Here is a 24,666-nt window from a genome sequence, read left to right as displayed (position 1 = left end):
CTGACAGCCGGTCAAGGGCCAAGGGCGATGTCGTGGTACGGCTCGCCGGGATGGTGGGGGGTGATCCGGATGGTGACCTTGCGGTCGAGCCGTTTGAGGAAGTCAAGCAGGTCGTCGGGCCTCGTCCCGTCGTTGGGCCGATCGCCAGGTCAACCGAATCGGCTCGGTGGGGTTCTCTCGGCGATTGATCGCAATCGCACGAGGGGGCCACTCTGCGTCAGGCATGAGGGCCGTTCTTCCTCAGCGAGCGCAAGGCCTGATTCACCGCCTCGTCGCTCGGAAATGCCGTGCGGACCTCAGGACGAACCCTCGCGAGGGCGGCATCAGACTCGGTTGGCGGCCCACGTGCCGGCGCAGTTGAGAATCAACTCCGGGTCCTCGTATTGCTCGCGGAGCATGCGCTCATACAGTTGTCCCTCGGCCTGGCGATCGACCGGGCCATCAACGCCAAGGATCGTTGCCAGGGCCGAGGCAAGCGCCTGGGTCGTGCCCGAACCTTCGTCGAACTGAGACTTCTTTCGCCAGAGCAGATCCTCGGGCAAGAGGTCCTCACAGGCCTTGCGGAGGATCCACTTCTCGACCAGCTCGCCGTCGTCGGTCTCCTTGAGCTTCAGGGTGACAGGGATCGACTGGGCGAAGTCGATCAGCTCGCGGTCGAGGAAGGGGGTCCTTGCTTCCAAGCCCTGGGCCATGGTGATCCGATCCACGCGCTGAAGATTGATGTTGTGCATCGCCGCCAGCGACCGCGTCAGCTCGTCGGCCAGGTCTCGGGGTCGATCGGCGTAGCGTTGGTGGTAGGCGTAGCCGGCGAACAGCTCGTCGGCCCCCTCACCGGTCAGCACCGCCTTCACGTGTCGCCGGGCCAGGGTCGTGGCGAAGTGGGTCGGAATCGCGCTGCGGACCAGGTCCGTATCGGCACTCTCCAGATGATAGACGACCTTCGGCAGCACCTCGATCAGGTCATCCTTCGAGAACAGTAATTCATGATGATCCGAGTCGATATGCTCGGCCACTCGGCGAGCGGCCATCACGTCGGCGCTCCCTTCCAGGCCAACGGCGAAGGTCTTCAACCTCCTCGGGCTGAACCGGGCGGCCAGAGCGGCGATGATCGAGGAATCGAGCCCCCCGGAGAGGAACGAGCCGACCTCCACATCGGCCACCATCCACTTGCGGACGGCCTCCTCCATCACCAGGCGAAGCTCCCTCCAGATCGACTCGGCCGACTGCCCCGGTTCCAACTCGGCGGCCCCGTGGGGCAAGCGATACCAGCGTCGGATCCCATCCCGACTGTCAAACATCGCTCCCGGCTCGATCGCCTCCAGCTTCTCCAGCCCAAGCCCGTCAAACGCCTTCAGCTCCGAGGCAAAGGCCAGGCCCCCGCGCAGGTGGGCCACGTACAAGGGCTTGATCCCCAGGGGGTCTCGGGCGGCGATGATTCGCTCGGGGGTCGCCAGCACAAAGGCGAACATCCCGTCCAGTTTCGACACCCAGCGCATCTGACCCGACCGAAACAATTGCAGAATTGTCTCGCTGTCGCTGGAGGTCTCAAACGCGCTTTCCCCCAAAATCGCGCGGATGTCGGCGTAGTTGTAAATCTCTCCGTTGGCCACCAGCACGTTGTCCGAGCAATAGATCGGCTGCGAGCCATCCGCTGTGCCGATGATTGACAACCGACAATGCGCCATCACCGCCGGAATCTTCGCTGGCGAAAGCACCGCCGTTTCGTCTGGCCCCCGATGCTCGATCCGCTCAATCATCTGCCGAGCCAGCACCTTGTCGTCGATCTTCCAGAGGCAAACAAATCCGCACATGAATCATCTTTCGTTGCGTTCGATGGAGTCGGTTGTCTCGATGGCCCCCGTCTTGATTGTTCCCCGGCCGCCGCGGAGGTCAACCCCAAGGGCCTCGGCTCCCGTTCTCGCCGGGAACCTGGGAGAGGTTCCTGAATGAAGGGGATGATGGAGCGAACTTGCTCCTGAAGGAGAACTCATGTTCCCATCATCTCCGCACGATTGATTGGTTGGAGCTGTCCGTCATGACCCAGGCTGAAATCAACGACGCCGAGTGGCACGATCCCCGGAACTGGCATGGCAGGTGGTTCGAGATCTACCGGAGCCCGAGAGACTCGCGAGCCTGGGTCCCCAAGCGTAAACCGTGGATGGGCTACACCGTGAACTTCGCCCATCCTTCCGGGCCGCTGACCGTCTTGCTCCTCCTTGCGGTCGCGTTCGGGGTGACGATCGTCGCGCTGCTCGCCTCGCCCTGATCGGTTCGGCGAGGCCAGGCAGGCGGGCGGCTCGGACTGGACTGTTCGAGCCGGGCCCCCGCTTTGGATTGGCAAGCGATTATTCGTCGGCTCCGATTCCAAGGAGTCGGGGCGGGTCGTCGGCCTCGGCCGGTGCGGTGAGGGAGAGCAGGAAGGCACCGAGCTGTTCCTTCCGCGGGCTGGAGAGCTGCGCGAAGCGTCGGGCGGCGGCGGCTCCCTGGCCGTCGTGCAAGAGGATGGCCTCGGAAATCGTCTGGGCTCGGCCGTCGTGAAGGTACGGGCCCGAGTCGGCCAGGCCCCAGAGCGGTGGGGTGCGCCACTCGTGATCCGTGGCCGGGGCATCGGCATCGAGAGCGGCAGCGGGGGCTGCGGCGGGTCGAGCCCCAAAGGCGATGTACGAGCCCGTATCGACGAGCCGAGGGCCCATGTCGTGCAGCAGCAGGTCGCTGTAAATCCCTTCGATCGGCCCGAGGTCGGGGACGTGGCACGAGGCGCAGCCGATCGATCGGAAGGTGCTTGCGCCTGCTTCAATCCGGGTGGCGAGTTCGTCATCCACGGTGATCGTCGGCCTCGGTAGGGATCGGACGAAGGCGAGAAGGGCGTCGAGGTCCCCCTGATTCAGGTCGGGCCCCGGAGCGCCGATGCCCGGCAATCGCGGATCCAGCGCCTGGTGATGCCCGGGGACTTCCAGGCCCAGCTCTCCGGCCGCGGCCGATCGGACAAACTCGTCCAGCGTTGCGGTTTGCCCCTTCCATCCGAACCGGCCGATGCGGCCGTCGGCGGTGCGGGCCAGGCGGCCCCGGGTCGCCTTTGCCCGTCGGGAGCGTCGGGCGGCGTCTTCCAGCACCTCATCGGGAAGGTCGTCGATCAGGGCAACGCCGAACAGGGCCGTCGGGTTGCGCTGGGTGATGCGCACCGAAACCGAGCCGTGCCGACCGGGAACCTCGGCCCGCCAGTTGCCGTAGGCGGGATCGGTGCCGAAGCGGTGCAAGACCACGCTGGGCGACTCTCGGAATCCGGGGTGAATTGCCTCCAGGGCGGCCAGGTTCGCCGGCGGAGCGGCGGCCCCTCGTCGGTTTGTGGCCACGGCGGCGGCGGGGGGCGTGCCGATCCGGTACTCGAAACGGTTCGGACCCATGTTCATGCTGAAAGCATAAAAGAATCCGGTTCCTGCTGAGCCATCCTGTCCGGTGGCCGAGGCAATGTCGATATTCCTCGCCGAATGCCCCGCTCCTCCGATCCCGCCACGGTCGTGGCAATCGAGGCACGACTGGGCATTGAAGACCGGCCCGAGGCCATCTCCCCCCCGGCTCTTTGGATCGCCCGGCATCCAGCGGTGGGTGAACAGGTCGCGGCCGAGTTCGATCACCCCGGGGGCAGCGGGGCTCGAATCGTCCTCCTGTGCCTGGAGGTGAACCGGGACGACCAGCATCATCAGCACGGGTCCGACGATGCCCGGAACGCTCGTTGCGAACGCCTGGCTCATGCGAAGTCTCCTCCGTGGCGAATCAGATCAAGCCCATCCGATTGGATGCTCGAGTGAGAGGCGGACGTCGACAGCCCGCGAGACGATCACGAGTCTTCATTAAACTCCAGAGACGCCGCGGAAGTCCAACCGATTCGATCAATCTTTCGGTCAGCGGTCATGCTCCGGCCAGCGGGCCTTGCCGGTGGCCTAAAACCTGCAAGAGAATCTTCTGCGAAGGCACGGTCGATTCTCGATTCATCCCTGTGATTCAAAGGAAACGGCATCCGATGAGCAACCCGCACCACATCTCCATCGAACCGATCGCCGGCCGGGTCCTGGTGACAAAGGGAGAGAAGACCATCGCCGAGTCGCGCCGGGCGCTGGCCCTGAAGGAAGGTAGCATGGCGCCAATCGTCTACATCCCACGCGACGACATCGTGATGGACGCCATGCAGCGCACCGAGCGATCTACCCACTGCCCCTTCAAGGGCGACGCCAGCTACTTCCGCCTGACGATCGGCGACCAGGTGACCGACGACGTCGCCTGGAGCTACGAGGACCCGAAGGCCGAGGTCGCCGCCATCAAGGACCACCTCGCCTTTTATCCGGGCAAGGTCGATGCGATCGTCGTGCAGTGAGGTGGGCCGCCGGGCGTCCCGATTGGCACGCAGACGACCCTTGAGGGTTCACTCGCGTGTCGCCTGGTTTTCGATCATCCGGTCCAGGATCTCCTGCTGTTCCCGGCGCTCGTCGATCCGGTGCATCCGGGCCGTCGTGTTGGTGGCGTTGAAGGTGTCGGGGTCGCCCGGGAGGTGCTCGTCGAACCACCGGAGCGCCTCGGCTCGCTCGATGGCCTCGACCGTCGCCGCGGCCCAGAACCAACTGCTCTGCTTGTGACGAGGGGTCAGGAATAACACGTCGTCCGGTTCAGGGGCGGCCATGCTCCGCGAGAGGGTGTACCAGACGGCCAGGGTCGCAAACAGACGAGCCTGGATCTCGCAATACCGGGGGGTGTAGGTACAGTTGGCCTCGGCCTCCGCCACCCACTCGGCATGGGAGGCGACCCGGAGCGCGTCGGCAACCTCGGCGCGGGCCGTATCCAGGTCGTTGAAGGTCGCGCGTTCCGAGGCAAACAGTTCGGCCGTCGCAAGGGCGCGATGGACCCGATCATTCTCAATGACGTGCCAGATCCGCCGGCAGCAGGCGCAGGCGAACCGGCGAACCAGGTCGTCGCTGAGCCCGGCACAGCGGGCGTCAATCTGCGCCTGGAATCCCTCGAACGATGGCATGACGGAGAACGGATCGAGCCGTTCAGAAATCATCGGACTGAGTTCGGAAACCAGAAAGCCGTAGGTGTCGGGCCATCGGGGCCGTCGGCGATCCTCAAGAACACGCCGCGTCTCATCGTGCCGACGCGCCCGGTTCGGCATCAAAATCCGTCAGACGAGGCGGAGAAAAGGCCACCCGCAACGCATTAACGACCGCAATCACGTCGATCACTTCCTGGAAAATCGCCCCCGCCACCGGAGGCAAATAGCCGAAGGCGGCGATCATCATGCCGACCAGGCTCAACACCATGCCGCCGACGGCGCTCTGAAGGACGATTTTTCGAAGGCGCTTACTGATATGGAAAAATTCGTCAACCTTTGAAAGCGACGTGTCAAGGATCACCGCCCCGGCGGCTTCAGATGTGATGTCGCTGTTCTGGCCGAAGGCGACGCCGACGGTCGCCTCGGCCAGGGCAGGGGCGTCGTTGATGCCGTCTCCCAGAAACACAGTGGGCGCTTTCGAGGTCTCGTCTCGGACGATCGCCACCTTCTGCTCGGGCGTTTGCGAGGCATACACCTCACCGATGCCAACCCGATCGGCCAGGTAGCGCACCTCCGACTCGCGGTCTCCAGAGACAATCAGGACGCGGTCAAACTGGTGTTTCGGCCCCAGGTGCTCGATGAACGAGGCCCCCTCGCGCCTCGGCTCGTCACGAAAGCGGAAGACGGCGGCGAAGCGGTCGTCGATCGCGGCCACGCATTCCATTCCCCCAGACATGGGAGGAAGGTGGGGTGCGGCCTCGGGATCGAGCGCAAGCAGTTGCTTCCGGCTGCAAATCCGCACGGTATGGCCGTCAACCGTCCCGAGCAAGCCCTGGCCGGGCCGCTCCTCGACCTGCGAGGCATCGGACAGATTCAGGCGTCGGCGCCTGGCTTCGTTCAGAATCGCGCCGGAAAGCGGGTGCTTCGAGTATCGTTCCAGGCTGGCGACCAGGTGGAGAATCGCATCCTCGCTCATGCCCGCGATCGTCGAGACGTCGATCGTCGTCAATCGAGGAGCACCATACGTCAAGGTCCCCGTCTTGTCGAAAATCGCCGTGCGGCACGTATCAATCGCTTCGAGAACCGCCGGATCTTTGATGATGATCCCTCGCCTCGCCGACAGCGAAATCGCCCCAATGATTCCCACCGGAATCGCAATCAAGAGCGGGCAAGGCGTGGCCACCACCAGCACGGCCAGAAATCGCACCGCATCGCCGCTGATCAACCAGGCCACTAGCGCGATTGCCACGGCCAGGGGCGTGTAGAGCGCTCCCAGCGTGTCGCCCAGGCGTCGGATACGCGGCCGACGTTGTTCAGAGGCGCGCATCACCTCCATGATTTTCGCATATCGCGAATCGATCGCCAGCTTTTCGGCCCGAATGGTCAGGGCCGACTCACCGTTGATCGCCCCGGAGATCACCGTCGAGCCGGGGGCCTTCGACATCAGGTATGGCTCGCCGGTCAGGAACGACTCATCCATCGTTCCATGACCATCGATCACCTCGCCGTCCACCGGGCAAATCTCGTGCGGGAAGACAACCAGCTCATCGCCGATCCCCACCGCGTCGAGCGCCACATCGGCCACCGTCCCGCCCTGGGTCTTGCGGTGGGCGATCGAGGGCATCCGCTTCGCCAGCGCTTCCAGCACCGACGAGGCGCTCCGCACCGCGTATGCCTCGATTGCCTCGCCTCCGGAGAGCATCAACACCACCAGCGCTCCGGCGAGGTATTCCCCCAGCACGACCGCCGTTACGATCGAGATCCCCGCCAGCAAATCCGCGCCGAACTCGCGGCGGAGCATCTTCGACAGCAGGTCCAGCACCAACGGCCCCCCACCGAACAGCAAGGCCGCCAGCAACGGCCAGCGTTCGATCGGAATTCCCTGAACCGTCGCGCTGGTGCCGATCCCAAACCGAAGCACCAGATGCACCGCGATCATTCCCACGGTAAACACCGCGATCAGCGCCGAAGATCGGCTCACACGGTCGGCAACAGGTTCGATCGGTGCGTCGGTGGGCATTGGATCAACTCGGAAAAGAGTCGAGACGAGTCAGGTAGACAACTCAACACGTCTCGGAGCGATCAACCAATTTGCAATCGCATCACGATGCGTTTTCGATCGGAGGGAACCCGAGCAAGGCCCGTCCGGCGGCGATCGAGCGGGCCGACGGCGCTCTCGGGTCGTCGTCGACGGCCAGCTCCCAGCAACAGTGAAGAGCGTAGATGTCCTCCGGTGTCATGCTTGACGATGTTTCCCCAAACAGCGAAAAGGTGATCGAGCCGACCATGCCGATCCCTTCCGTTTCGGGCTGATCCGGAGCAGTCGCCGCGTATCGGTAGTGAAACAGCCAGAGCCGCCTCATGTCGTTGGCCGGCGGCCAGAGGAGTTCCCGCGTATCGAACAGGGAAATCTCGTCGGGAGGCTGGCCGAACTCCATCGGGTGCCCGAGCCAGTCGACCATCTTCGCCATCGCCTCGAAGTTCGGCTCGTGGGCGCGCGGCGGAACCGCCTCGTGCCGGTCCAGCTCCTGCAAATACAGCCTTGCCTGAAGACTGTGGTTCACGTCCAGGCACAGCCGCCCCAGAAAGCGAATCCCCGCCTCGCTGCCGAGCTTCGCCGCCGCCCAGGCCCCTTCCATCTGCACACCGGTCGAGGGGTGATCCATCGCCAGCGCCATCAAGGGTTCTCGTGCGGCCGGGTCGAGAAACGGCAAGGCCGCCGCGGCGCTCTGTGCCTGAGAAAACGACTCGGGGTCCGAGTCCCTCAGCAGTCCGACCAGCCGATCAATCCCCTCCGATGAATCAAACGGGTGATCGTCAATGAATCCTTCTCGCGCCAGCGTATTGGCAAAGTCGAGGTAGGCAATTCCTGCGAACCCCTTCGGCAAGGGGTCGCGCAGGCGGTCGCAGAGGGTCAACCGGAGGGGGTGCTGCGCGTCGAAGGTCCGGAAGATCACCTCCCAGAGAAACGCCTCATCGACGCCCGGACGGCGGGCTGCCTCGGCTATCGGCTCGATCGCCTCGGGCACGCGATACAGGCCCAGCACCTTCAGCGCGAAGGCGATCACCTCCCGCCTCGACGGCGTCGCAGCCTCGGGCGACCGCAAATGCTCGGTCACCACCGCCGCCAGCCGGGAGATCCCCCGCTCGGCGATTCCCTCGTAGGCTTCTCGCGTCTCGATCCCCTGCAAGATCCCCAGCACGGCGTGCAACGGCGACCGTGTTGTCTGGTCGTCCGGATCAGGTTCGGCCGGCAGGCGCTCGAGCGCCTCGCACACGGCCTCCGCATCCTCGATGGTCCGCAGCGGGTAATCCCCCAGCTCGTGAATGGCGGCGGCAAGGTCGGCCCCGGGCGCAAGCCCCCGGGTGATGGCATCGCGAAGCGGTGAAGGCATCGGTCGATCCGATCCGTCAAGAAAATCCAAAGAAATGAGCAAACATCAAAGCACGAACGACAGCTTCCGGCGATACTCGGTGGCGATCGGGTCGCCGGGCGGCATCAGGTTGAAGATCGCGAGCATCGTCTGCCTCGCCTGCTCGCCGACGCCGTGGCGGTCGCGCTCGACCAGTTCGAGGCACACGGCCAGCGCCTCTTCGTTCTGCCCCGAGGCGGCCAGCGCCTCGGCCAGGCGGAAGCGGGCGTGCAGGTCGTCGGGGTTCGCGTCGGCCTCGGCCCGGGCCGAGGCCAGATCACCGGCGTCGGCCGCGGCGGCGTCGAGGGCCAACCGGGCCTTCACCGCCTCGGCCTCGGGTTCGAGGTAGCCCCGGCCTTCGAGCTGGGTGATCAAGGTTGCGGCCTCGTCGGTCTTCCCCTGCGCTTCGAGCACACGGGCCAGGCCGATCTTCGCCTTCACCTCGCGTGGGTCCAGCTCCAAGGCTTCCCGATACTTCGCCTCGGCCGAGGCCGGCTCCGACCCCTCCAGCGCCGTGGCCTCGGCGGCAATCGCCTGCGCCGGCGTCGGCAGCAATCGGCCGATGAAGTCTCGGATCACGGCCTCCGACTGCAACCCGACGAACCCATCCACAATCTGCCCGTCCCTCAGGCCGAAGACCGCCGGAATTCCCTGCACGCCGAAGGCCGAGGCGATGTCTCCCAGCTGCTCCGTATCCGCCTTCACCAGGATGAACTTCCCTGCATACTCGTGCGCTAGCTTTTCCAGCAACGGGCCGAGCCTCCGACACGGCCCGCACCACTCGGCCCAGAAGTCGACCACCACCGGCACCGACTTCGACCGCTCAATCACCTCTTGCTCGAAGCCCTCCCGGGTCGCGTCGATCACGAATGCGGGTTCCTGAGTGTCGCTCTGTGGAGTGCTCATGGTCGTTGGGCCCGATGCGAAAGGTTCGTTCGGTCACCGTCAATTCCCCTTCGCAATCCCGAAGGTTCAGGGCCTGGCTTGCCTTCCCCTTTCCCCTCGTGATCCGAAGCCGTCTGAGCCTCCCATTGTACCACCTCGCCGCCCGTTCCGGATCACCCGAGGTACCCGCTTCGCTCCGCCCCGAGGTTCCCCCCGGAATCCCGGCCCGGTCCCACCTCACCCAACGCCTCAACGGCCTGCCCATGACTCCCGAGGCCCCGGAAAGCAATCAGGGATCGCCTTCCGGCAACGCATAGGAAACCTTCGCCTCGTGGAGGCTGATGAAGCCACGCCGCTGCAACTCGGCGATCAATTCGGCAAGCTCCGGTTCCTTCAGTTGTTTCTGGAAGACGGAAGCCACCGTGCTCGTCAGCGTCTTCACCGATTTTGGCCTGGCGGTGCCTCGCTTCTTCAGGTCGGCCACCAGGACCGCGACCCGATCAGGAAGGGTCTTCGAGTTCGCCACCTTCACGAGCGTGATGCTTTCAATCGCCTTCGATCGAACAATGAAAACCTTGTTGGTCTTCAGATGCTGGACCAGTGGATCGAATCCCGTATCCTTCGAGATGATGTGGAAGAAGGCCGTGGGATCATTGGCCGCAAGATAACCGATGTAAAAAGCGATGTGAAAATCCAGCGCGTTCGACCCCTTGCCCGCCATCTTGACGTACTGGGCGCGTGACCCGAGACGCTGCATCCCCTCGGCGATCTCGTACGACACCTTCGTCTGAGTAGCTCCCACAAACAGGAGCACTCTGAAGTGTTCGGCGTCGAGCCCCTTCAACGACTCGGGCTGAACATTCTCATAATCGATGAGGACATAGTTCCTGCGCACCGTGATGTTCCAGGGCGACGGTTGCGATCCCTCAAGACTCTCAAGGGCGCCGTGTGGCCGCCCCGAGGCAGCAATCGAACTCCCCCGGCACCGCCCGTGACCGACCCTACGACGACTCTAGTCCACGGCTCCGGCCGTGTGGCACTGTTGGCCTCACCCGTGCGTTGTGCCTTTCAGCGTGTCCAGGCTCGGCACGCCCCCGAGCGGGTTCCAGGGGGGTGTCGCACCCCTGGTCGATCGCAACCAGCCTGGACCCGACTGCCGATGGGGTGGCGCGGGGTGGTCCCCCTGGCCAGCCATCCCCAGCACGGGTGAGGTCACCTGTACCACCCGCCCGTCAGGCTCGCGATTGCCAGATCTGCGGGTTCCGCTTGCCGTGGAACACGGCGATCACTTCGACCCGGTCGGGCAGGACACGGTAAAACACGCTGTACGGGAACCGTTGGACCCGCGCCCGTCGGAGGTCTCGGTAGACCACCGCATGAAGTTCCGGCTGCTGGCCGATGCGGTCCAGCACCTCCTGGACGCACTCGATGAACACCTCCCCGCGCCCCGCCTGCTGCTCGTACCAGGCCGCCGCCTCCACGAACTCCCGGTCCGCGGCCGGACTGAGCAAGACCGGGAGGCTCATCGCCGGATGCGCTCAAGGGCGCGGGCCTTGACCACTTCCCAGGGGATACCCGCCTCGGGATTGCGGTCCAGTTCCTCGACCCGTCGATCCAGCTCGGCCTTCATCTCCTCGGTCAGTTCCAGCTCGGCGCCTTGATTGCCGAGCCGATCCCAGACGTCCTGAACCAGCCGGATTCGATCATCGATCGGCAATGACTCGACGGCCCTGAGAACGGATTGGTAGTCCATCGGTCGCCCGCCTCGCAGGGGATTTTGTGACGTTCGCGCGGGCTGCTCCCGCCTCCATCCATCATACCCCACCAGCCCGACCAGGCCCAGGGCCCCGGGCGGGTGGCCGGGGCAAAGTTTTCGTGCCCCAGTCCGCAACCGCTGCGCTCACCGGGGCACGCTCGAAGACTCGCTCTGCCCCGGCCACCCGTCCGCAGACAATCACTACCACGTAGTGACCCTTGCTTCGCCTCAAATACGCGCAATTCCTTCCCATCGTTGCCAATTCATCGCTTGTAAATTTCGGCCGTGGTATTTCTCCTTGAGGCGTTCAATGACTGCCCGGACGTCACTTCGATCCATTTCGAAATCGGCAACCAGACAATCACAACGGTCCTCCATTGCTTCTTTATCATATACAACCTTGTATTGTTCAAGAAAACACGCCAGTCCGCTTCGACGCACTCGATCGATACGACTGGAATAATCGTTCATGTGTAGCGAAATGCCATCGACTCCTAATAGGATCGCGCCGTCTACTTCAGGGTGTTTATGGAACGCGCTTTCAGAGAAGTAGAGGCAGCGGCGTCTACGGCGTTTTCCGTCTGCTTCACAATCGGTGATGGCGGCAACGCCATAGAGAGTTCCGAGGATCTGTTCGTGCATAAAACGAGCATCGTATTTGCTCTTTGCGATAAGGGCTACCAGCCAGAGATGATCCTTATATTCTTCTGCTGTGCTTTGTAATTGGCTCTTAGCCTTGTGAATTTCTTTAGCTACGCGATTTCGGTAAACATGGGAGCGAGTCGTCTCGAACATCTCACCCTTACACAAAACTTGCTTGATTTTGACCTCGTCGTTTATTCCCTTCACTTCTATGAGGTATTTCTCCCGCGTGTCGGTGGCTGACAGATCACATCGCTCAACTTCCGCCTTCGGGTCAACCTCAACTCGGGTCACGCTGAGACCCGCTGCTTGGAGGTTCTCGCATACGTAGTTTAAATCACGTTCGTCGTCCATCTTCAGCCTCTGATCCGCGAAGAACCAAGCCGCCTCACCAAAATCGACAAACGATTCCTCATATTCTTGAGCAATCACAAAGGAGTCGTCCCGGAAAAACACGACGGATCGCCCATCTCATCCCATCGGCCTGATTCTCCCGCCTTCGTTGCGTTGATGCAAGCACAATCGAGGCTTCGGCGAACGGACGCAGCCGAAGTCGCCTCCTTCCCCGTCGCGCCGCTCGGCGAGCACGCCTCGACGAACGAGGATCGCCCCCCTCAATTCACCCCCATCACACAATCGCCCCAGAAAAACGCAATTAAGCCTCCCCGATTTCCTGATCTTATCAGACAGGAGCGGTCCGTCGCGGCCCTGCCCAGGGGATCGGGCCGCAACGCATCCGATCGAGTACACCACGAGCAACACAAAGGCATCCAGACATGACACGCCTCCTGAGCCTGAAGCAGACCCTGGCCAACCGCCTCAACGCCCTGCGATCGACCGGCCCGAGGTCGAGCGAGGGGAAGCAACGAGCGAGCCAGAACGCGAGGACGCACGGATTGTCGAAGGTCGGCACCCACCCGACAACCGAGATGGCCGAGGCGATCGAGCGGCGCAAGACCACCTGGAAGTCGGACTATCGCCCCGAGGGGGAGGCGCAGATCTGGGCCTTTGAGCAGCTCGTGGCCGAGTCGGTACGGCTCGATGCCTGCAACGCGCGCATCCTCGCCGCGAGGGAGGAGCACGCCCTCCGCGCCTCGGAACTCTGGGACGACGACCGCGCCGCCGAGGTCGCCCAACTCGCCGCGAAGCTCGACCGGCAGCCGGACCGGATTCAAGCGATCTTGTTGCAGAGCAAGCACGGGGTGCAATGGCTCCTCGACCGCTGGGCCGAGGTGGCCGACTCGCTCACGAGCCACCAGGGGTGGACGCCGACAACCTGGTCAAAAATGCTCGACCTGCTCGGCCTGGCGATCGACGCCCGTGAGGGGCTCGGCCCCTGGGAACTCTCGCCCGACGACTCCGGCCCCGAGCCCGGCCTGGCCCTGGTCGCCGAGGCGGTCGCCGCCCTCCGCGATCGCCTGGAAACCGTCCTCAACGCCCGAGACGAGCGCGCCCGGCTCGACACCGAACTCGGCCTGAATGCCGACGACCCCGCTTCCATCCGCCTCCTGGAACGCTACGCCGCCGACGCTCGACGCCGTTTCTCGTATTTCCTCAACGAGTTACGCCGCTTGCAGTCCTGTTCCTCCGCCCCCCGCGCCTCCTCCTCGCCTCCCGGCCCGCGCCCCTGCCGCCCCCCTCTGCAAAACGAACCCATCGCCCCCGAATCGGCCGCGCGAAACGAACCCATCGCCCCCGAATCACCCCCGTGCAATCCGCCGATCGCCTTGCCGGACAAGCGGTTGCGGAACGAGCCGGCGGCCGCTCCCGTCCCGCTCACCAACCGCCGCGCACGTCGGGCCCGAGCCGCGGCGGCAAGAAGGAAGCGAGCGGATGTGAGCCACGGATGAAACACGGATGAAACACAGATGACAGAAACCAGAACGCAACCCATACAAAGACGGAGGCAGCAACACCGCGCGCCAAGACGAAGAATACACACGTAAAAACAAGGGGTCGAAGAACCAAACCGGGATCAACCGTCGGCTGCAAACGCCATCCGTCAGCCGATTCGATTCGTCCCTTATCCGTGTTTCATCCGTGGCTCAAAACCTCCCCCGACCATCCCCTTCCGTGGCTCACCTCCACCCACCGGCTTCTGACGGCCGAGCGGGTGGCTCAGTCTCCTTCGGGGAGGCCCACCGCGCCGGTCGATTCGAAGCGCTTGACCAGGGTCACTTCGTTCCCCTTGTCGTTGTAGCGGAACTCGTCGACGAGGCCGCGGGCGAGCATGATGCCGAATCCCCCTTCGCGGATGCCCAGCTCGTTGCGGACGTCGAGGTGGGCGATCGGGTCGTCGACCTGGGCGGCGTGGGGGACGTGGCCGGGGTCGAAGCCGGGGCCCTGGTCGAGGATGATCAGGGTGACGTGATCGGGCTCGATCCGGTAGGTGATCCGGAGCATCAGCTCGGCGTCCTTGCGGTGGCCCCACTCGATCGCGTTGGAGCCCATTTCCATGACGGCCTGTTTCAGGTCCTTGATCTGCCGCTCGGTCAGGGGAGTATGCTCGTACAGGTCGGTGAGCATGTCGTTCAGCTCGGTGAGATAATCCGTTTCGCTCCGGATATCGAAATGAATCTCGCCGGCGGTGCCGAGGGTCTTGTGCTGCTCTCGCCAGGCGTGGGCGCGGTCCATCACCTCGAACAACTGATCGGGGGTAAACGGCTTTGTCAGGTACTCGTTCGCTCCGACCCGAACGCCTCGCACGCGGTTGTTCTCGGTCTGAAGCGCCGTGACCATGATAATCGGGATCAGGTTCGTCGCCCGTCGGCGTTTCAGCCGGGCACAAATCTCATAGCCGTCGACGTCGGGCAGCATGACATCAAGCAAGATCAGGTCCGGGTCGTGCTCGTCGACGGCGTCGAGCACCGATGCCCCGTCGAAGACCTGGACAGGCCGATCATTGCGGGCGCGGACGAGCTCGGCCATCAAGTCGTTGGCGTCGCGTTCGTCTTCAACAATCATTACGGTGCGCGGCGACATGGGCACGCGGTCCCCGACGTCCTTCGGGTCTTGATGACGATCTGACAGATGGGAAATCATTGTGGCGCGCATTTCGGCTCGAAGCAAGGCATCGTCCACCGGGGTCTTGCGGCTCTGCACGCTCGGATGAACAATACATCGCCGGCTCGACCGCAAGAGCCCTCAGAAATCGACCAACAAATTCCTGGCCAGCCCGTTCCAAACCGAACCGTCCCAAGATTCCGACCCGACCCCATCCTTTCCCGCCGAGCCGTTCGACGACCCGAGGCCGTGCATGCTTGACATCTCGCTGCTCCTGAAACTCATCGGTTACTCGATCTACGTGGCTCAGGCCCTGCTGGCGGTCTGGGGCACGTATAATGCGGTCATGGTCTACCGGGGCATCGGCAAGCGCACCTTGCCCGACGATCGGGCCAACCAGTTGCTCGAACAGGTCGGCACCCTCGTCGCCAAGACCGGCGCGACGAAGGAAGCCATCGACGTCTGCAACCGGCCCCCATTCTGGCATACCACGTTGGCGCAACTGGTCGCCGTCGGCCTTCAGAATCTTCACAAGGGGCTGGCAAAGATCAAGTTGCTGCTGGTCATGGAATTTCACACCCAGATCATCTCGTCGATGGAGAACCGCCTGGCCTCGGTCGTCACGGCCGCGAAGCTCGCGCCGTTGCTCGGCCTCCTGGGCACGGTCATTGGCATGATTGGGGCCTTCGGCAACGTCGGGGCGGGCGAGCGGGCGACCGACCCCGGCAGCCAGCTGGCCGCCTCGATCGCCCTGGGCCTCTGGACCACGGCCGTCGGCCTGATCATCGCCTCCCCCTTGATGCTGCTGGCCAACGACCTCCAGGGCCGCCTGCGAAAGCTCCGCGACCGAACCGAGCGGCAGCTTCAAGGGTTCCTCGAATTCATCGAGGTCGAAGACGCCCGCCGCGCCGCCGATCGCCGATCCGCGTCGGCGTCGGCCTCGGCCTCGTCCGGCCAGCGGCCCGGTTCCGGCTCCGTCCGAGCCACCGCGCCGCGTTGATCTGAAGCAACACCGACCCCTCAAACGACCTCCGACGCTCGCACGCCCCAAGGGCCGCCATCGCCATGCTCTTGCAACGCCAGGTTCGAGCTCCTCTGGAAAGCGCCGTCGACTTGACCCCGATGGTCGACGTCGTCTTTCAGCTCCTCATCTTCCTGATGCTCACCTACCGCGCCTCGGCCCAGTCCGAAATCGAGCTGCCGCCGGCGGTCTACGGCACGGGGGTTGAGGAAACTGAGGCCATCACCCTGACCCTGCTCCCCTTGCCCGGCGGCGCAGTCGCCGTTTTCAACGGCATGTCCACCGACCCAAACGACCGGCTCGACTCTCCCGACGCCATCCGCGAGGCCGTCGCCGAAGGGGTCCGTCAGGGCCGCCGCCGCGTCGTCCTCCAGGCCGATGGCGCCGTCCCTCACGGCGAGGTCCTCCGCGTCGGCTCCACCGTCGCCGAAGTCGAGGGCATCATCCTTCACCTGGGTGTCGAGGACGAAGGGCAGTAGGCACGAGGCAGGAGGCAGTCGGCAGAAAGACATCGGAAGCCGCCTACTGCCTACCGCCCTCTGTCTTCTCCTGACTGCCTCCTGCCGACCGCCTCCTGCCTACTCCCAAGAACCAATGGCCAACTGGGACATCTTCCACACCGACCGCCTCGAAGCCGAGCGAAGCCTCAGCACCGAGGCCGTGCGCGCGGCGGTTGCCTCGGGGGCGATCCGGGCCGATGACCTGGTCCGACCGGCCGGGTCGAGTGCCTCGTGGGCCCGGATCGGCGACACTCCCGAGCTGTTACCCTCCTACGGCGCGGAGGAACCCCCCTCGCCGCGCACCGAGTCGCCGAAGACGATCCGTCCCGCCGCTCCTCCTCCACCCGACGACCGGGAGCCGATCCTCGACGCCAACGTTGTCGAGGACAACGAGGACGACGAGGTGATTGAGCTTGCCGAGGTCGCCGAGGAGTTCGAACCCCTCCCGCTCGACGCCGACGACACCGACTCCGACTTCGACGACTCGATCCCCGCCCCTCCGCTCGCCACCGACGCCAAGGCCGACACCGCCAGGGCCGAGGCTGACGCTGACGCCGATGAGCAGGAACGGACCGTCGAGCTGCCCCCTCGGTCCCCCAAGCCCCCGCGCTCCTCGCGCCCGGAGCCGGCGCCGGCGCCTCCCCCGGCCGCCGTCCCGCGTCCCGACACGCTGCCCCCTGCTTCAGATGCCTCCATCGCTGCCGAAACCGAGGATGAGCGCGAGGCCGATTCCGAGTTCGACGCCGAGCCGATCCCCGCGCCCGATCTCTCCGACCGCCGCGCCGCCCCGATCGTCGAAACCTCGTCCGAAACCCTCACCAGCGCCGAGCTGTTCGGCCTGTTCGACCCGGCCGACGAGGACGAGGAGGCCGCCTCCTTCACCCTCGCTGCCGAGCCTCGGGACGAGCCCGAGGAGATCGACCTGACGGCCATGGTCGACGTCGCCTTTCAGCTCGTCCTGTTCTTCCTCGTCACCGCCACGACCCTCTACTTCAAGACCCTCGAAATCCCGACCCCCGACCCCGAAGATCCCGACGCCGTCGCCCAGCAAATGCGGACGCTCGACGAGCTGCTCGACGAGTACATCCTCGTCGAGATCGACCCCCAGGGGCGCATCTCCGTCGACCGCGAACCGATCGACCTCGCCGAGCTGACCGACCGCCTCCGCCAGGCCCGCGCCGACACCCTCCGCTCCGGCATGCTCCTGATGGCCGACTTCACCACCCCCCACCGCAACGCCGTCTCCGCCATCGACTCGGCCAACGCGCTCGGCCTCCAAATCGCCATCGCCAAGCCCTCCCCGCCGCAGTAGCCGAGTCGGGTGTGTGGCGCCCTTGAAGACCCACCTTGCCCGTTCAACGCGCGATCGACCGGAGAAAATCCACTTCAGACGAAACCTAACGAGCGCTAGTTCGGTAATTCTCGGAAAACCGCCATTCCTGGTGGGGACCACTTTGCAGGGAGAATCGGACATGCGGAACCTCGTGGCGATCATGGGTCTGTTGGGGATCGGGAGTGTCGGCGCGTCGGGCCTTGTGACGGCGGCCGAGCCGGAGGCGGGGCAGCTCGGCGGGATTCCGTCACTGGCGGTGATCCTGGCGGATCTGGACGGGGCACTCCATGACCTGGGGCAGAACGATGAAGAGAGGGTCCGGGCGTTCGTCTTCCTGTCGACCGAGTGTCCCATCTCGAACGGTTCGATCAGGACGCTCAATGCGCTGGGCGAGACGCTGAAGGACTCGGCCGTCGGGGTCGATCTGTTCGGGGTCGTCTTCGATCCGTACGTGACCCGGGCCGAGATCGCTCGGCATTTCCGGGAGTTCGAGGCGGCGTTTCCGATCCTCGTGGATGCGTCGGGGTTGCTGTTCGAGGCGTTGAGGCCCACGCACGTTCCCGAGGCCTTCGTGCTGGATTCCGACGGTCGGCTGGTCTATCGAGGGGCGATCGACAACGCCTGGGAAGCCCTCGGGCGGCGTCGCATCCAGGCCGAGCAGGCCTATCTGGCCGAGGCGATCGAGGCGGCGAGCCGGGGGTGGGCCGTTTCGATCGCCGAGACCGAGCCGGTCGGCTGCCTGATTGAACTGCCGCCGGAGGACGAAGCATCGAGCCGAGTGACCTACACCCGAGACATCGCGCCGATCCTCCAGGCACGCTGCCTGAACTGCCACCGCGAAGGGCAGGCGGCCCCGTTCGCGCTGGCCACGTATGAGCAGGCCGCCCGGAGGGCCCGTCAGATCGTCCAAGTGACGCAGGACCGGATCATGCCCCCCTGGATTCCCGGTTCGGGTCATGAGCGGTTCGTCGGCGATCGCCGGCTGACGGATCGTGAGCTGGACTTGCTGGTCGACTGGGCCGAAGGGGGCCGGGCCAGGGGAGATGAGGCCGACTTGCCCCCCGTGCCGTCGTTCGCCGAAGGCTGGCTCCTCGGTCAACCCGATCTGATCGTCCGGATGCCCGAGCCGTTCACGGTCCCGGCCGATGGCCCCGACCTGTTTCAGAACTTCGTGATCCCCCTGGATCTCGACGAGGACAGGCTCGTGGCGGCCATCGAGTTCCATCCCGGCAACCCCCGAGTGGCCCACCACGCGGTTCTGTTCCTGGATGAAAGCGGCATCGCCCGCGCACTGGACCGGGCCAGCTCGGGGCCGGGGTATCCGAATTTCGGCGGGCCGGGATTTTTCCCGTCGGGAGCACTCGGGGGATGGTCCGTCGGCAACACGCCTCGGACGCTCCCCAATGGCATGGGGCGCTACCTCAAGCGAGGCTCCGATCTGGTCGTGCAAATGCACTACCACCCCACAGGCAAGGAGGAGACGGACCAGTCGGAAATCGGCCTGTTCTTCGTCCCGAAACCGGCTAGCGAGGCGCTCAAGGAGCCGGCAAAGCTCGTCGGAAGCATCTGGCTCGCCGATTATGAGATCGACCTCCCCGCCGGCGCGAACCACGTCGAGCGATCGGCGTCGTACACCCTGCCCCGAGACGTGATCCTGGTCGGTGTCGTGCCTCATATGCACCTGCTCGGCAAGGCCATGACCGTGACCGCGATCTTGCCCGATGGTCAGGAAACAACGCTGATCGACATCGAACACTGGAACTACAACTGGCAAGACGAGTACTATTACGAGCGCCCCTTTACCTTACCCGCCGGAACGCGTCTGGAAGTCCGGGCCGCCTTCGACAATTCGGCCGAGAACCCCTCGAACCCGAGCCGTCCTCCCCGGCGCGTCACCTGGGGAGATGGCACAAATGACGAAATGTTGTTCTGCTTCTTCCTGATCGCCGCCGAGCGGACGGAGGACGTGATTCACGTGATTCTCGACAACCTCGGGCACGACGCCCGACAACCGCGTCTCGCGCCGGAGCCCAGACCGTGACGAGGCTCGACACGGTCCGCCCCCCGACCAACGCCACCGAGGAACGTCTGCTCGACGCCGCGCTGACCCTCTTCGCCCAGAAAGGTTACGAGGCCACCAGTGTTCGTGAAATCATCAACGCCGTGGGCGTGACCGCTCCGGTTCTCTACTACTACTGTTCCGGGAAAGACGATCTATTCAAACGGCTCGTTCGATGGAAACATGACCAGGCGTATCAAGAACTCGGCCAAATCCTGGGCAGCATCGAGGGCTGTGCCGATCGGCTCCGGGCCATCGCGCGGGGGTCGTTCCGTTTCTGCCTGGCGGATCTCCGCGTCCCTCGATTGATGTTTCAGACGAGCTTCGGCCCGTCCATCCCCGGGATTTCCGAATTCATGGACGCAATCGGTGCCCTGCGGTTCGAGATCGTCCGCCAGGTCATGCTCGACGGCCTCGATCAGAAGGCCTTACGAGGCGGAGACGCCGGCGCACTGGCCTTGATGTTCTGCTCAATTCTGGATACGCATCTTCATCTCTTGACTCGAATCCCCGATGCTCGGGATCGCCTGCGCCTGGAACTGGCCGATGAACTGGTCAACGCGTTCCTTTACGGGATCGGCACAGGCCGTCGAGGGCGTGTGGCCTTGCCTCCGTTCTCGCTCGGTTGAATCAAGCCGCCCGCCCGGCCCGCGCCGCCCCATCCGATTGACGCGGGCACGTGGTCTCGGGTATTTCGAGTCGTCGAAGACACACCTTTGCCCGAGATGGTGCGTCTTCGAGGATTCGACGTACTTCATGAAATTTGATAGCATGAAACTTCTTTGGTGGAATTCATTGTGCCCACTGATCGCTGGGAAGACATCGACGCCTTCTACGAGGAATTGATTGAGGACTACGGCTGGCGTCAGGAGCCGATGCGAGCCTTCGCCTCCTGGCTCGCGTCAGGCCCCTATGGCCAGGTGCTTGTGCCGAGTACCTCGCACGAGGCCCTCGGCCTATCGACCGTTTCCGCGTTTGAGGACCGGCTCAAGCGGCCGATGGTCTTCGTCCTCTACGACGGCCACCGGCGCCGCTTCCTCGTTCGATACCTCGGCCCCGATCTTCAGGAACTCCGCCGCGAATCGGTGGACGCTCCCGATGCTTCCGAGGTCTTCGCCCGCATTCTCGACTGGCTCGGCCTGTCCTGAGAAGGCGGTCGAATCGCCTCAGAACCGGAGCGTGACCACCGCGTCCGGCCCGGACAATCCGTCCTGGTTCCCGTCCAGCGCGTTGCCGGCCAGGTCGGTGATCGCATTCGGGCCGAGGCCAGGCACAACCAGGAGCCAGCCGGGAGCCGGCATGACGCCCGATCGCAGCCGCAGGCGAAGCCGAAGGCGGCTCACATCGAAGGTGGCCGAGGTGAAGGGCGACGCGACCGGCACGAAGTCGGCCCCCTGGGGCCGCAGCAGGGCGTATCGCGACGGATCACGAGCCCCGGTCAGGTCGATCCCCTCGTCGAAATCGACCGAGACAATCAGGTTGCCGACCCCGAGTGAGGCGATCCGGGCATCGAGGATCCGCGGCGGCCTCACGTCGAGAGGCAACGGGGGAACGAACACCCGGTAGCCGTAGGCATCGACCAGCAGTTGCAGGTTCAACGCCGTCGGATACGCGCGGGTGCCGACGAAGGCGTCGGCCGTCAGCAGGTCGTAGGCGTGCTCGATCGGGTCGAGGTGGTCTACGGCGTCGTTGAAGACGGCCCGAGCGCCGGTCGGCCCCTGATAGATCAGACCACCCCCGGGCCAGGGAGACAGACCGGACCCCAGGCGGTTGGCGAAGTCGATGCCGAAGCCGAGCGCATGGCCGATCTCGTGGACGACCGTCGAGAGCAGGTCGAACTGATCCGCAGGCCCGTGAACCAGGAACGTCGGCGAGGCGGCCCCCGCGAATTCGAGGTCGTCGGCCGGGGTCGGATCGACGTACCACCCTCGGCCGCCGCCGTCGGCGTCAAGCTGGATCGTTGCCTCGAACGGGCCGCTCGCGTCGTAACGGACCGTGGCCAGGCCGAGCGTGTCTCCCATGTCGAGCCCCGAGAACGCCCCTCCCTGGAACCGGATCCGCATCGTGTTGTCGGGCCGGTTGATGTCGAGGATCACGCCTTCCCAGATCTCGATCGCGCGGTCGATCACCCGACGCTCGGCGGCCGAGAACTGGTCGGTCGCCGTCCCTCGGTTCACCCAGTCAATCTGAAAGGTCGGCCGGCCCGGTCCCGGTCCCGGAGAACCGATCGGCACCGAAGCAATTGCCGGAGAGGGCATCGGGATGCTCTGCGCCGCGCCCATCGGCACCGCAAACGCCCCCGATCCGCTCGACGGCAAGACCGCGAACCGGCTGAACCCATAAACGGCGATGTCGGTGATCCCGTCTCCCTCGGTGTCGAGCGGCACCGGCCGATCGTCGAAGCCCCCGAAGGGAACCGATCGGCCCGAAGTCCCCTCCGACGGCAAGATTGCGAACCGTCGGAACCCCTCGACCGGGCTGAACCCGGCCACCGCCAGGTCGGCCCGACCGTCGCCGGTGTAGTCGCCGATCGCCGGCAGGTCGTCGAGCCCGCCAAACGGCCGCACGATGAGGCCGGTCGGATGCTCGGCGCTCGGGCCGCCGGACAGCACGACCCGGAACCGGCTGAAGCCGTCGGTGCCGCTCGGGCCGTAAACGCCGAGGTCATCGCGGCCGTCGCCGTCGAAGTCACCGACCACCGGCACGTCGGCGGCCTCTCCGATCGGCAGCATGATCACGCCGTTCGGGTGCTGCACGCTCGGGCCGTCGGAGAGCAAGACGGCGAAGCGGTGGGCCTGGTCATCGGGGCTGAACCCGTAGACGGCGACGTCGGTGATGCCGTCGCCGTCAAAATCCCCTGCGACCGGCTGATCGGCCGCCCCGCCGAACCCCTGAAGAAAGGCCGATCCCCCCCTCGACGGCAAGATCGCAAACCGGCTGAATCCATCGACCGGACTGAACCCGAACACCCCCAGGTCCGACCGGCCATCACCGTCGTAGTCTCCCACGACCGGCCGATCGGCCGCCCCCCCGAAGGCCTTCTGCACCCGTCCGCCGCTCGATTGCTCGACCGTGAACGTCCCGAATCCCTGGCGAGCGCTGAAGTCATAGACGGCAAAATCCGACCGCCCGTCTCCGTCGATGTCCGCCGGCACCATTGCCGACAAGACCACCCGCTCCTCCAGGCCCTCGAAGCCCAACCGGGCGCCCCCCGTCCGTTTCCGGAGTGCCCGAGTCCGTCGCGCAGGGGGCGTCATCATCAGCACCAATCTCCCGGGGAAGCTCCTTCAAGTCTCGACCATTCTTCCCCCTCGTCAACCTCCCCCGCAACCCCTGTTGCCGAATCGCCTCGCCCAATCCGCGCAACCGGCTCGTCCCTCGTTCAACAGCCCGCTTTGAACACGAGATCTGTGCCCTCGCTGTTGCCGAGAGAGAAAGGGACCTCCCGACCATTCCGAGGACGAGGACCGATTCCTGACCTTTTGGGCATTCGATCGGAGGGAGGCTGCTGGTGGTGTCACACGCCGATCGCGGTGAGGGCACGAGAATCATCAGTGCCCGGTTGGCCACGCGTCGGGAGAGGAGGCTTGATGAGGAAGGATCAGGACACGGCGCCGCCCGAGGATGAACTGCGCCCGGAATACGGCCCCAAAGATCTCAAGCAGGGCGTTCGGGGGAAGTATCTCAAACGCTATCAGGCCGGTACGAACCTCGCCCTGTTGTCTGCTGAGGTCCGCACGGCATTTCCGACCGACGAGGCGGTGAATCAGGCCTTGCGCTCGCTGAGGAAGAACCGCCCTCATGGCGAATCGCCTGTGACCGACCTCGTGAGATTGATCGTAATCGTCGTCAGAACAAAGCCGGGTCGATCCGGTCGACCTGGCAATTGGCCCACTGACGCGACGGGTCTGGAAACGACGAACGGGGGAAGGCAGGCCATCGGTTCGGCCAAGCAGAAGGGACACTGGTGAAGTCACCAGTGCCACCCAAATTTTCATGTGAGTATGCGATTGCGTCTACCAGTGCCACCCGCCCGAGGCCGCCCGCGCCACCCTCTGTGGTCAACCTAACCAATCGCTTTAAACGAAATTGCCAATAGGACAATTAACGGAACGGAAACCAAGAGTCCCCAGACAATAGGCTGGGCCCAATCAGGTAGACGACTGACCCAGACAAACGAAGCGACGTATGCAAGAAAGTCGATTAATCCTTGTCCATGTTCTCTGAGCTTAACAATATAAGCTGATTCCGCATTCTCAATCTGGCCATCCAATGGGATCGGAGGAGGTGTAGCTGGTGTGGCAGAGGGCATGGCCTTCGTTACTGCGGAGTTCGTGGCCGATTGATGAGTGTCTGGAGTCGAGCGGGCCGAAGAGGACTGCGAGACTGATCTCTTGTGATTGTGACGCGCTTGATCAAGGATTTCCTTGACTCGATTCGGCGAGGGAATTCCGTTTACCCCTATTTCAATTCCTGCTTGTCCTGCACTTGATATTCCTATGAAACCGACTCGGAAGATGCGCTGAAAGAAAGTCTGTCCGACCTGAACATTTCTCACATCCTCATGAAAAACTTCATTTGTGTATTTCGAAAGCAACCCTTTTCTGAGTATGGTTCGACGGTCTGTAACCGTGAGAGTGGTTCCCAGAGTATTCAACCACCACACGAAAAGCAGAAGCAAACCCAGACCCAGAAAGGGAATCAGTACGATACAAATCAGGAAACCAATGGGACTGTTGCGAAACATGGCCGGATGGGCCTGGTAAATAGTCTGCTCTGTTTGCAGCCCAGGCTGAAAAGTTGTACTCATAGCTAGGTTCCATTAAGTTTGGTTGCCACCCGCTGGGAGCAGGATGATTCTAGCCACCCACCGCTGATCAAGTCTTCGCACCAGTTCCACCCAGCCGTTCGCGCGCCTGAAGCAATAATGTTTTGCATACGGAACTCAATCGCTCGTGATCGGGCACGATCCAATTACTTCCACCTCCATATCTTGCAACGAATCGGTTG

23 protein-coding genes are annotated in these 24,666 nt (G+C 64.2%); 10 read left to right on the top strand and 13 right to left on the bottom strand.

Features of this window, described 5'->3' with window-relative positions; genetic code table 11:
* Positions 1-323: 323 nt before the first annotated feature.
* On the bottom strand, positions 324-1,811 hold the full coding sequence (gene asnB, locus GA615_RS16990; protein ID WP_152052518.1) for an asparagine synthase (glutamine-hydrolyzing): 1,488 nt from the start codon (positions 1,809-1,811) through the stop codon (positions 324-326).
* A 224-nt stretch (positions 1,812-2,035) separates the two neighbouring features.
* Here asnB and GA615_RS16985 point away from each other — a divergent pair, with 224 nt between their 5' ends.
* Positions 2,036-2,266: a DUF5808 domain-containing protein gene (locus tag GA615_RS16985; protein ID WP_152052517.1), complete on the top strand. Its 231-nt coding sequence runs from the start codon at positions 2,036-2,038 to the stop codon at positions 2,264-2,266.
* Positions 2,267-2,345: 79 nt separating this feature from the next.
* Here the strand turns inward: GA615_RS16985 and GA615_RS16980 are convergent, their stop codons facing one another.
* A complete protein-coding gene (locus tag GA615_RS16980) occupies positions 2,346-3,752 on the bottom strand; it encodes a di-heme oxidoredictase family protein (protein WP_152052516.1) in 1,407 nt (468 codons plus the stop codon).
* 269 nt (positions 3,753-4,021) lie between these two features.
* Here GA615_RS16980 and GA615_RS16975 point away from each other — a divergent pair, with 269 nt between their 5' ends.
* Positions 4,022-4,372, top strand: coding sequence for a DUF427 domain-containing protein (locus tag GA615_RS16975; protein ID WP_152052515.1), 351 nt, complete (start codon positions 4,022-4,024; stop codon positions 4,370-4,372).
* A gap of 48 nt (positions 4,373-4,420) precedes the next feature.
* Here GA615_RS16975 and GA615_RS16970 read toward each other — a convergent pair whose 3' ends face one another.
* From GA615_RS16970 to GA615_RS16935, 8 genes are all read right to left on the bottom strand, one after another.
* Positions 4,421-5,164 (bottom strand): hypothetical protein, encoded by a 744-nt coding sequence (locus GA615_RS16970; RefSeq protein ID WP_152052514.1) that lies wholly within the window; start codon positions 5,162-5,164, stop codon positions 4,421-4,423.
* Positions 5,136-7,064: a heavy metal translocating P-type ATPase gene (locus GA615_RS16965; protein ID WP_152052513.1), complete on the bottom strand. Its 1,929-nt coding sequence runs from the start codon at positions 7,062-7,064 to the stop codon at positions 5,136-5,138. The genes GA615_RS16970 and GA615_RS16965 overlap by 29 nt, the downstream gene beginning before the upstream one ends.
* 82 nt (positions 7,065-7,146) lie before the next feature.
* Positions 7,147-8,439, bottom strand: a complete 1,293-nt coding sequence (locus GA615_RS16960) for a hypothetical protein (protein ID WP_152052512.1) — start codon at positions 8,437-8,439, stop codon at positions 7,147-7,149.
* A 45-nt stretch (positions 8,440-8,484) separates the two neighbouring features.
* Positions 8,485-9,363, bottom strand: coding sequence for a tetratricopeptide repeat protein (locus tag GA615_RS16955; RefSeq protein WP_152052511.1), 879 nt, complete (start codon positions 9,361-9,363; stop codon positions 8,485-8,487).
* Between the two features lie 268 nt (positions 9,364-9,631).
* A complete protein-coding gene (locus tag GA615_RS16950) occupies positions 9,632-10,237 on the bottom strand; it encodes a PIN domain-containing protein (RefSeq protein WP_152052510.1) in 606 nt (201 codons plus the stop codon).
* 337 nt (positions 10,238-10,574) lie between these two features.
* Positions 10,575-10,868, bottom strand: coding sequence for a type II toxin-antitoxin system RelE/ParE family toxin (locus GA615_RS16945; protein WP_152052509.1), 294 nt, complete (start codon positions 10,866-10,868; stop codon positions 10,575-10,577).
* A complete protein-coding gene (locus tag GA615_RS16940) occupies positions 10,865-11,095 on the bottom strand; it encodes an addiction module protein (RefSeq protein ID WP_152052508.1) in 231 nt (76 codons plus the stop codon). Before GA615_RS16940 ends, GA615_RS16945 begins: the two co-directional genes overlap by 4 nt.
* A gap of 231 nt (positions 11,096-11,326) precedes the next feature.
* Complete coding sequence (locus tag GA615_RS16935) at positions 11,327-12,172, bottom strand: hypothetical protein (RefSeq protein WP_152052507.1); 846 nt, start codon at positions 12,170-12,172, stop codon at positions 11,327-11,329.
* 344 nt (positions 12,173-12,516) lie between these two features.
* Here GA615_RS16935 and GA615_RS16930 point away from each other — a divergent pair, with 344 nt between their 5' ends.
* Positions 12,517-13,590, top strand: coding sequence for a hypothetical protein (locus GA615_RS16930; RefSeq protein WP_152052506.1), 1,074 nt, complete (start codon positions 12,517-12,519; stop codon positions 13,588-13,590).
* 268 nt (positions 13,591-13,858) lie between these two features.
* Here the strand turns inward: GA615_RS16930 and GA615_RS16925 are convergent, their stop codons facing one another.
* Positions 13,859-14,722, bottom strand: coding sequence for a response regulator (locus tag GA615_RS16925; protein ID WP_152052505.1), 864 nt, complete (start codon positions 14,720-14,722; stop codon positions 13,859-13,861).
* Positions 14,723-14,996: 274 nt separating this feature from the next.
* Between GA615_RS16925 and GA615_RS16920 the strand changes: the two genes are divergently transcribed.
* From GA615_RS16920 to GA615_RS16895, 6 genes are all read left to right on the top strand, one after another.
* A complete protein-coding gene (locus GA615_RS16920; protein ID WP_152052504.1) occupies positions 14,997-15,743 on the top strand; it encodes a MotA/TolQ/ExbB proton channel family protein in 747 nt (248 codons plus the stop codon).
* 65 nt (positions 15,744-15,808) lie between these two features.
* Positions 15,809-16,243, top strand: coding sequence for an ExbD/TolR family protein (locus GA615_RS16915; RefSeq protein WP_152052503.1), 435 nt, complete (start codon positions 15,809-15,811; stop codon positions 16,241-16,243).
* A gap of 115 nt (positions 16,244-16,358) precedes the next feature.
* A complete protein-coding gene (locus GA615_RS16910; RefSeq protein WP_152052502.1) occupies positions 16,359-17,576 on the top strand; it encodes a biopolymer transporter ExbD in 1,218 nt (405 codons plus the stop codon).
* 160 nt (positions 17,577-17,736) lie between these two features.
* A complete protein-coding gene (locus GA615_RS16905) occupies positions 17,737-19,638 on the top strand; it encodes an alkyl hydroperoxide reductase (RefSeq protein ID WP_152052501.1) in 1,902 nt (633 codons plus the stop codon).
* Complete coding sequence (locus GA615_RS16900; protein WP_161602390.1) at positions 19,635-20,285, top strand: TetR/AcrR family transcriptional regulator; 651 nt, start codon at positions 19,635-19,637, stop codon at positions 20,283-20,285. The genes GA615_RS16905 and GA615_RS16900 overlap by 4 nt, the downstream gene beginning before the upstream one ends.
* A 156-nt stretch (positions 20,286-20,441) precedes the next feature.
* A complete protein-coding gene (locus GA615_RS16895; RefSeq protein WP_161602389.1) occupies positions 20,442-20,804 on the top strand; it encodes a hypothetical protein in 363 nt (120 codons plus the stop codon).
* 18 nt (positions 20,805-20,822) lie between these two features.
* On the opposite strand, the gene GA615_RS16890 is transcribed toward GA615_RS16895, so the two are convergent.
* Positions 20,823-22,916 carry an FG-GAP-like repeat-containing protein gene (locus GA615_RS16890; protein ID WP_152052498.1) on the bottom strand — a complete coding sequence of 698 codons (2,094 nt, stop codon included), beginning with the start codon at positions 22,914-22,916 and terminating at the stop codon, positions 20,823-20,825.
* Between the two features lie 330 nt (positions 22,917-23,246).
* Between GA615_RS16890 and GA615_RS27875 the strand changes: the two genes are divergently transcribed.
* Complete coding sequence (locus GA615_RS27875; RefSeq protein ID WP_201750213.1) at positions 23,247-23,627, top strand: hypothetical protein; 381 nt, start codon at positions 23,247-23,249, stop codon at positions 23,625-23,627.
* Positions 23,628-23,722: 95 nt separating this feature from the next.
* Here GA615_RS27875 and GA615_RS16875 read toward each other — a convergent pair whose 3' ends face one another.
* Entirely contained in the window at positions 23,723-24,466 is a 744-nt protein-coding gene (locus GA615_RS16875) for a PH domain-containing protein (protein WP_152052497.1), read from the bottom strand.
* Positions 24,467-24,666 lie beyond the last annotated feature (200 nt).

The organism is Tautonia marina (genome assembly GCF_009177065.1).
GTDB lineage: Bacteria > Planctomycetota > Planctomycetia > Isosphaerales > Isosphaeraceae > Tautonia > Tautonia marina.
The sequence above is the reverse complement of the archived record's forward strand: the minus strand, read 5'-3'. Positions and strand labels throughout refer to the sequence as shown.